The organism is Streptomyces sp. NPDC037288 (assembly GCF_055603265.1).
The window spans coordinates 1-8,065 of record NZ_JBVJVY010000108.1 but is presented as its reverse complement, the minus strand read 5'-3'; the positions used below and the strand labels follow the sequence as shown (position 1 = coordinate 8,065).

Below are 8,065 nucleotides of genomic sequence, written 5' to 3'. Positions count from 1 at the left end.
CCCCCCCCCCCCCCCCCCCCCCCCCCCCCCCCCCCCCCCCCCCCCCCCCCCCCCCCCCCCCCCCCCCCCCCCCCCCCCCCCCCCCCCCCCCCCCCGGCCCCGGTGTCCGTGCTGTCGAAGCCCTACGGCAGTGCGAGCATCCGCTCCAGCGCCAGCTTCGCGAACTCCTCCGTCTCCTTGTCGACCTCGATCCGGTTGACCAGGTTGCCCTCGGCCAGGGACTCCAGGGCCCAGACCAGGTGCGGCAGGTCGATGCGGTTCATGGTCGAGCAGAAGCAGACCGTCTTGTCGAGGAAGGCGATCTCCTTGCCCTCGGGCGCGAAACGGTTCGCCAGCCGCCGGACCAGGTTCAGCTCGGTGCCGATGGCCCACTTGGAGCCCGCGGGGGCCGCCTCCAGGGCCTTGATGATGTACTCCGTCGAGCCGACGTAGTCCGCGGCGGCGACCACCTCGTGCTTGCACTCGGGGTGGACCAGGACGTTCACGCCGGGGATACGGGCGCGCACGTCGTTGACCGAGTCCAGGTTGAAGCGGCCGTGGACCGAGCAGTGGCCCCGCCACAGGATCATCTTCGCCGCGCGCAGCTCGTCCGCCGTCAGGCCGCCGTTCGGCTTGTGCGGGTTGTAGACCACGCAGTCGTCCAGGGACATCCCCATGTCCCGGACGGCGGTGTTGCGGCCCAGGTGCTGGTCGGGCAGGAACAGCACCTTCTCGCCCTGCTCGAAGGCCCAGTCCAGCGCCCGCTTGGCGTTGGAGGAGGTGCAGATCGTGCCGCCGTGCTTGCCGGTGAACGCCTTGATGTCCGCGGAGGAGTTCATGTACGAGACGGGCACCACCTGCTCGGCCACGCCCGCCTCGGTCAGCACGTCCCAGCACTCCGCCACCTGCTCGGCCGTCGCCATGTCGGCCATGGAGCAGCCGGCGGCGAGGTCGGGCAGGACGACCTTCTGGTCGTCGGAGGTGAGGATGTCCGCCGACTCGGCCATGAAGTGCACACCGCAGAAGACGATGTACTCGGCCTCCGGGCGCGCGGCCGCGTCGCGGGCCAGCTTGAAGGAGTCACCCGTGACGTCGGCGAACTGGATGACCTCGTCGCGCTGGTAGTGGTGGCCGAGCACGAAGACCTTGTCGCCGAGCTTCTCCTTGGCCGCGCGGGCGCGCTCGACCAGGTCGGGGTCGGACGGCGACGGCAGGTCACCGGGGCACTCGACGCCCCGCTCGCTCTTCGGGTCGGCCTCACGGCCGAGCAGCAGCAGGGCGAGCGGAGTCGGCTGCACGTCGAACTCCGGGGTCTGGGCGGTGGTCACGACACGCACCCTTTCTACTTTTCGTCTAACTGACGCTATCTATCATAACTGGTTCACGTCAGTTTGACGATGGCCATAGCGTCTATGTGACGTGAATCCTGCCCGGGTCCCCGCCGGGTCCCTCCGCAGGGCGCTGCCGGTCCGCACGGGCATGTGCGAGCATGAAGACGGAAGCAAAAAACGCGACAACGCGACTGCCCGGCCCGGAATGAATCCGCGGAAGCGCCGGTTGCACTCGTCGGCAAGCAGTCTCCGTACAACCCGGGAGAGATGTAGATGTCCGTATCGGACGAGACCACCACCGTCACCGACGGCATCATCCTGACCGACGCCGCCGCGGCCAAGGTCAAGGCCCTGCTCGACCAGGAAGGCCGTGACGACCTCGCCCTGCGTGTCGCCGTCCAGCCCGGCGGCTGCTCCGGCCTGCGCTACCAGCTCTTCTTCGACGAGCGCTCGCTCGACGGCGACGTCGAGAAGGACTTCGGCGGGGTCAAGGTCGTCACCGACCGCATGAGCGCTCCGTACCTGGGCGGCGCCACCGTCGACTTCGTGGACACGATCGAGAAGCAGGGCTTCACGATCGACAACCCGAACGCGACCGGTTCCTGCGCCTGCGGCGACTCCTTCAGCTGAGCCGACGGATCCTGTCCGACGGCATGAGAGAGGCGGCGGCCCCGGCGAGGGGCCGCCGCCTCTGTCGTACGCCGGCTGCGGCGCCCCTTCAGGGGCGCGGGGCCGTCTCCCGCCCGGCGGCCGTCACGCCCCTCCCCGCAGCGCGCCCGGCTTGCCCTGCGGAACACGGCTGCCGTCGGCACCGACCACAGAGCGTCCGTCCAACGGCGCAGCCAGCCGCACGGTCTTCACGTACTCCTTGGCGATCAGCACGCACACCTTGCCCGGCCGGGGATGCTCGGTGACGGTCACGGTCACCCGTTCACCGCTCTCCTTGGCCGTCACCTGGTAGTCGGCGCACACCCCGCCGTAGAAGCTCACGGTCAGCACCCGGTCGTCGGCCGTGTAGCCGGTCACCTTCACATTCCTGGGCGCTGTGGACGCGGCCGGTGCCGACGGGGTGGCCCTGGACGCCAGATACCGGGGATCGACCGCCGGATACGAAACCGTGGACGTGCCCTGGCCGGCAGGCCACCGCACCTCGAACAGCCAGGACGGCACCAGTGCCTGCCGCCCGGAGACGGAGTGCGAGGCCAGCCCGAAGACCGCCTTGGCCACGGTGGCCGTGTCGGTGCCCGGGTCCGCTCCCTGCTGCGGCCCGCCCGTGGACGCCCCGCAGGGCTGCTCCAGCCGGTCCTTCAGCGGCATCGGGCTGGCACAGCCGCCGATCCCCATCCGGTGGTCGCCCCGCGGAGCCGCGTTCATCAGCTTCAGCGTCTTCGCGGCGCTCAGCACGGGGTACGTGTCGCCCTTCACCGGAGCGCCGAGCAGGCCGTGCCCGCCGACCAGCTCGCCCTGGCGGTCCACGGTCAGGCCGGTCGTCCAGCCGTACGTCGGCAGCCCGCCGACCACCGGATCGGCGTTGACCACCCGCTGGGCGCCCATGACCTGGCTCGCGTCGATCTTCGCGTCGTCCAGACCGGCCGCCTTCAGCACCGGCGCGGCGGCCTCGGTCGCCTTCGCCACACTCACCGGGGTGCCGGCGGGGACCATCGGGTCGTGTGCGCAGAGAACACCCTTCGCGCAGTCGTCGGTGCCCGGCGCGTACCGGCTGTAGCTCCAGCTGCCCGGCGCCTCCCGGTTCACCTGGAGGCTCGGCCCGGAGCCGTCCTTGCCGCCGACCCGCCAGATCCGCCCCTCGGCCACCGGAGCGCCGTCGACGCCGAGCGCCTTGGCCAGCCGGGCCACCGCGTCCTTGCCGACCTCGCCCTTCGACACGTACACCGGCGCGGAACCGGGACCGGCCGGCAGCTCGCCCTGGGTCACGTACGCCGCCCCGTACGGGTCCGGCTCGCCCGGAGCGATACCGCCCGTGCCGCTCCGGCCGTCCAGCGCGAGCGGCGGGGGAGGGGCGCCGTCGCCGGCCGTACGGCTCCCGGTGTCACTGCCCGCCGCGAGGTAGGCGCCACCGCCGCCGACCAGCAGCACGGCGGCGGCTACGGAGACGACGGCGAGCCGCGACCGCCGCCGCCCGGCACGCCCGCCGTCCGCGCCGTCGGTCTCCGGGTCACCAGCGTCACCAGCGTCACCAGCGCCGACAGCACTGACAACGTGGTCTGCGTGTGCGTCGTCCTCGTCGTCTGTGTCGTCCGTGCTGTGCGTGCCCTGAGCCGTCGCGGTCGTCGGCTCAGGGTTCCCCGAGTCCGCGGACGCCTCACAGCTCTCCTGGCTCCCGGAGCCCTCGGCGCCCCCGGCGCTCTCGGCATGCTCGGAGCCCTCGGGCTGCTCGCGGTTCTCGGGTCGCTCGGTGTTCACCGCATCGCTCCTCGCTGGTCGTATCCCACATCCCCCGCCTGGGGGACGGCGATGGGACGCGCGAGGGGAGCGTGCGGTTCCCGCCGGTATGCGCCCGCGCGTCAGTCGCCGTAGTCCGACATCGCGTCCAGCAGCCGCGCGGACCGCGCCGGCACGTTCACCCCGTGGATCAGCGACGGCGGCACCGGCCGGGACTCGGCATGCTCGGGAACCGTCCAGTGCGGAGCCATCCGGGCGCAGTCACCGCGCAGCGCCGCGAGGTCGCCCTCGAGGTCGGCCGGGGCTGCGGAGCGACACTTGAGGTTCGTCATGAACGCACCGTAGGCCTGCTCAAGGCCGCGAAGAAAGATCTACTATCGGGTAGTTTCGCCAGCTACAGCCCCGGCGGCCGACCGGGTAGCGTGAACTGTCAACCCAGCCTCCCGCAGGAGAATCCCCGTCGTGCGCATCGCAGTCACCGGCTCCATCGCCACCGACCACCTCATGACCTTCCCCGGCCGTTTCGCCGACCAGTTCGTCGCGGACCAGCTGCACACGGTTTCGCTCTCCTTCCTGGTCGACAACCTGGACGTGCGCCGCGGCGGAGTCGCCGCCAACATCGCCTTCGGCATGGGCCAGCTCGGCACCGAGCCGGTCCTGGTCGGTGCCGCCGGCTTCGACTTCGACGAGTACCGGGCCTGGCTCGACCGGCACGGTGTGGACACCGAGTCGGTCCGGATCTCCGAGACCCTGCACACCGCCCGCTTCGTGTGCACCACCGACGCCGACCACAACCAGATCGGCTCCTTCTACACCGGCGCGATGAGCGAGGCCCGCCTCATCGAGCTGAAGACCGTCGCCGACCGCGTGGGCGGCCTCGACCTGGTCCTCATCGGTGCCGACGACCCGGAGGCGATGCTCCGCCACACCGAGGAGTGCCGCTCCCGCCGGATCCCCTTCGCCGCCGACTTCTCCCAGCAGATCGCCCGGATGGAGGGCGAGGAGATCCGGATACTGCTGGACGGCGCGACGTACCTGTTCTCCAACGAGTACGAGAAGGGCCTCATCGAGTCCAAGACGGGCTGGAGCGCGGCCGAGATCCTCGCCAAGGTCGGCCACCGCGTCACCACGCTCGGCTCGCGGGGCGTGCGCATCGAGCGGGTCGGCGAGGACCCGATCGAGGTCGGCTGCCCGGAGGAGGAGCGCAAGGCCGACCCCACGGGTGTCGGCGACGCCTTCCGCGCGGGGTTCCTCTCGGGGCTGGCCTGGGGTGTCTCGCTGGAGCGGGCGGCGCAGGTCGGCTGCATGCTGGCGACCCTCGTCATCGAGACGGTGGGTACGCAGGAGTACCAGTTGCGGCGGGGGCACTTCATGGAGCGGTTCGTGAAGGCGTACGGGGACGAGGCCGGCGAGGAAGTGCGGGCTCACCTCGGCTGAGGCTGGTTCCGACCACTCGTCTTCCTCGGTTCACCGGTCTCGGCCGCGGGCGCGCGGGGGCTGGTCGCCCAGTTCCCCGCGCCCCGTACGGGGCGCTGCCCTTGGGCCGCTTTCAAGAGACCCTTCGGACCACGAACGCCGTTCCCCTGTCCGCCGGCTCCTCCCCGACGTACTCCTGCCCGCGCATCTCGCACCACGCCGGGATGTCCAGGCGGGCCGCCTCGTCGTCGGAGAGGACCCGTACGGTCCCCCCGACCGGCACCTGCTCGAACACCTTGGCCAGTTCGATGACCGGGATCGGGCAGCGCTTGCCGAGGGAGTCGACGACCAGTTCCCCCGGGCCCGCCTGTGTGGCCGGCGCCGGCGCGCCCAGCTTCTCCCGGACCCCGGCCACGGCTCCGGGCAGCACCCCGAGGAACCGCTCCACGTCCTCCTCGGCCGTCCCCGCCGGCAGGGAAACGCGCACGTTCCCCTCGCTGAGCACGCCCATCGCCCTCAGCACATGGCTGGGCGTCAGGGTGCTGCTCGTGCAGGACGAACCGGACGAGACCGAGAAGCCCTCCCGGTCCAGCTCGTGCAGCAGCGCCTCGCCGTCGACGTAGAGGCAGGAGAAGGTGACGATTCCGGGCAGCCGCCGCTCGGCGTCCCCGACGACCTCCACATCCGGCACGGTCTCCGGCACCCGCGCCCGGATCCGCGCCGTCAGCTCCCCCAGCCGTTGCGCCTCCTGGGCCGCCTGCGCCCGTACCGCCCGCAGGGAGGCCACGGCCGCCACGATCGCCGGGATGTTCTCGAACCCGGGCGCCCGCCCCGACTCCCGCTCGTCCACCGGGCCTTGGGCGGCGAACCGCACCCCCTTGCGTACGGCGAGGAGCCCGACCCCGGACGGTCCGCCCCACTTGTGGGCGCTGGCCGTCAGCAGCGACCAGGCACCCTGGACGGGGCCCCACCCCAGGGACTGCGCCGCGTCCACCAGCAGCGGCACCCCGGCGGCCCGGCAGACCTCGGCCACCTCACCCACCGGCTGCACGGTCCCCACCTCGTGGTTGGCCGACTGGAGCACGGCAAGCGCGGTGTCCGGGCGCAGGGCGGCGTCGTACGCCGACGGGTCCACGGCACCCGCCCGGTTCACCGGCACCCGGGTCACCGTGCCCCCGTCCGCCTCGAACACCTCCGCCGAATGGAGGACGGAGGAGTGTTCGACGGACGACACGATCAGGTGGCGTCCGATCCGCCGTCTTCCGGCCAACGCTCCCGCGACACCGGTATGGACGGCCCGCGTCCCCGAAGACGTGAACGCCAACTCGTCGGCCCGGCACCCAACCGCTTCCGCGGCAGCCTCACGAGCCGCGTCAAGCAGCATCCGCGCCTTCCGCCCCTCCCGATAGAGCCGAGCGGGATCGGCCCACCCTTCATCCAAAGAGGCCAACAACGCCTGACGTGCAACGGGATGGAGGGGAACGGCGGAAGCAGCATCAAAGTAGCCCATACGGCAACGCTAAACCGCCGGTCAGGACAGCGTCCCAAAGGGGCGCGGGGAACGGCGCGACCAGCCACAACAGGCCCGCAGCCGCCAATCCAGCGAACCACCCGGGTTAGTAGGCCCCCCTCCCCGCGAACCCCCGGAGGGCGTCGGCTAGGGTTTGGTCCGCATAAACATCCAAACCCCTGCCCGACGCAGGGCGGCGACCGACCAGCGAGAAGGCCGCAGCCGACCGCGCGGGCGAGACTCTCGGGAAGGCGCTACGTGAGTCCCAACGGCTCCGACCGCTCGCCGCGGCGCCCGATGCGGCGGAAGCTGCTGCAGGCAATGACCGCGGGCCTGGTCCTGGCGACCGCAACCGGTTGCACATACAAGGACTTCCCCCGCCTTGGTATGCCCACCCCGACCACGGAAGAGGCTCCGCGGATCCTCTCGCTGTGGCAGGGCTCCTGGGCTGCCGCGCTCGCCGTCGGCGTGCTGGTGTGGGGCCTGATCCTGTGGAGCGCCATGTTCCACCGGCGCAGCCGCACCAAGGTCGAGGTACCTCCGCAGACCCGGTACAACATGCCGATCGAGGCTCTGTACACGGTGGTCCCGATCATCATCATCTCGGTGCTCTTCTACTTCACGGCCCGGGACGAGTCCAAGCTCCTGGACCTCTCCAAGAAGCCCGACGTCACGGTCAACGTGGTCGGCTTCCAGTGGAGCTGGGGCTTCAACTACGTCGAGAACGTCCCCGGTGTCTCCGGCGACGCGAAGACCGACAAGAACCTGGACGCCATTCCGGACCGGTTCAAGAAGGAATTCCCGGCGAACGCCGGCGGTGTCTACGACGTCGGTACCCCCGGCACGCGGAACCCGCAGACCGGCAACCCCGGCCCGACCCTCTGGCTCCCCAAGGGCAAGACGGTCCGCTTCGTCCTGACCTCCCGTGACGTCATCCACTCCTTCTGGGTGGTGCCGTTCCTGATGAAGCAGGACGTCATCCCGGGGCACACCAATGCCTTCCAGGTGGTCCCGAACCACGAAGGCACCTTCCTCGGCAAGTGCGCCGAGCTGTGCGGCGTCGACCACTCCCGGATGCTGTTCAACGTGAAGGTCGTGTCCCCGGCGGCGTACCAGAAGCACCTCCAGGACCTCGCCAAGAAGGGGCAGACCGGTTACATTCCCGCCGGCATCGCGCAGACGAGCCACGAGAAGAACCGGGAGACGAACAACCTGTGAGCATCCTCAACGAACCCCAGGGTGCCGCGGCAGCTGAAGGCTACGCCGACGAGCTGCCGGTCAGGCGCAAGCAGCCCGGCAACGTCGTGGTGAAGTGGCTGACGACCACCGACCACAAGACGATCGGCACGCTCTATCTGGTCACCTCGTTCGCGTTCTTCCTGATCGGTGGCGTGATGGCGCTGCTGATGCGCGCCGAGCTGGCCCG

Annotated in this window: 7 protein-coding genes and 1 pseudogene; 4 read left to right on the top strand and 4 right to left on the bottom strand. The window is 70.9% G+C overall.

The features are described 5' to 3' along the window. Positions 1-122 precede the first annotated feature (122 nt). Positions 123-1,307: a quinolinate synthase NadA gene (gene nadA, locus ACZ7GZ_RS41380; protein ID WP_471032796.1), complete on the bottom strand. Its 1,185-nt coding sequence runs from the start codon at positions 1,305-1,307 to the stop codon at positions 123-125. Between the two features lie 276 nt (positions 1,308-1,583). On the opposite strand from nadA, the gene ACZ7GZ_RS41375 reads away from it, so the two are divergent. Beyond that, positions 1,584-1,940: an iron-sulfur cluster assembly accessory protein gene (locus ACZ7GZ_RS41375; RefSeq protein WP_023551351.1), complete on the top strand. Its 357-nt coding sequence runs from the start codon at positions 1,584-1,586 to the stop codon at positions 1,938-1,940. Positions 1,941-2,063: 123 nt separating this feature from the next. On the opposite strand, the gene ACZ7GZ_RS41370 is transcribed toward ACZ7GZ_RS41375, so the two are convergent. Continuing rightward, entirely contained in the window at positions 2,064-3,734 is a 1,671-nt protein-coding gene (locus tag ACZ7GZ_RS41370; RefSeq protein WP_471032794.1) for a hypothetical protein, read from the bottom strand. Positions 3,735-3,835: 101 nt separating this feature from the next. Continuing rightward, a complete protein-coding gene (locus ACZ7GZ_RS41365; RefSeq protein WP_471032792.1) occupies positions 3,836-4,045 on the bottom strand; it encodes a hypothetical protein in 210 nt (69 codons plus the stop codon). Between the two features lie 130 nt (positions 4,046-4,175). Between ACZ7GZ_RS41365 and ACZ7GZ_RS41360 the strand changes: the two genes are divergently transcribed. Continuing rightward, positions 4,176-5,150, top strand: coding sequence for a carbohydrate kinase family protein (locus ACZ7GZ_RS41360; RefSeq protein ID WP_471032791.1), 975 nt, complete (start codon positions 4,176-4,178; stop codon positions 5,148-5,150). A 112-nt stretch (positions 5,151-5,262) separates the two neighbouring features. On the opposite strand, the gene ACZ7GZ_RS41355 is transcribed toward ACZ7GZ_RS41360, so the two are convergent. Next, positions 5,263-6,639 carry an aminotransferase class V-fold PLP-dependent enzyme gene (locus ACZ7GZ_RS41355; RefSeq protein ID WP_471032788.1) on the bottom strand — a complete coding sequence of 459 codons (1,377 nt, stop codon included), beginning with the start codon at positions 6,637-6,639 and terminating at the stop codon, positions 5,263-5,265. Positions 6,640-6,897: 258 nt separating this feature from the next. Between ACZ7GZ_RS41355 and ctaC the strand changes: the two genes are divergently transcribed. Both ctaC and ACZ7GZ_RS41345 read left to right on the top strand, forming a co-directional pair. Continuing rightward, the gene (gene ctaC / locus ACZ7GZ_RS41350) at positions 6,898-7,857 is read left to right on the top strand and encodes an aa3-type cytochrome oxidase subunit II (protein ID WP_471032785.1); all 960 of its coding nucleotides are present in this window, start codon (positions 6,898-6,900) and stop codon (positions 7,855-7,857) included. After that, positions 7,854-8,065: pseudogene (locus ACZ7GZ_RS41345) on the top strand (aa3-type cytochrome oxidase subunit I); the annotation flags it as partial. The gene ctaC and the pseudogene ACZ7GZ_RS41345, both read left to right, overlap by 4 nt.

Bases quoted from the DNA above. Each gene is read 5' to 3' on its own strand.
- ACZ7GZ_RS41375 (WP_023551351.1), top strand. From the start codon at position 1,584: ATGTCCGTATCGGACGAGACCACCACCGTCACCGACGGCATCATCCTG.
- ACZ7GZ_RS41365 (WP_471032792.1), bottom strand. From the start codon at position 4,045: ATGACGAACCTCAAGTGTCGCTCCGCAGCCCCGGCCGACCTCGAGGGC.
- ACZ7GZ_RS41355 (WP_471032788.1), bottom strand. From the start codon at position 6,639: ATGGGCTACTTTGATGCTGCTTCCGCCGTTCCCCTCCATCCCGTTGCA.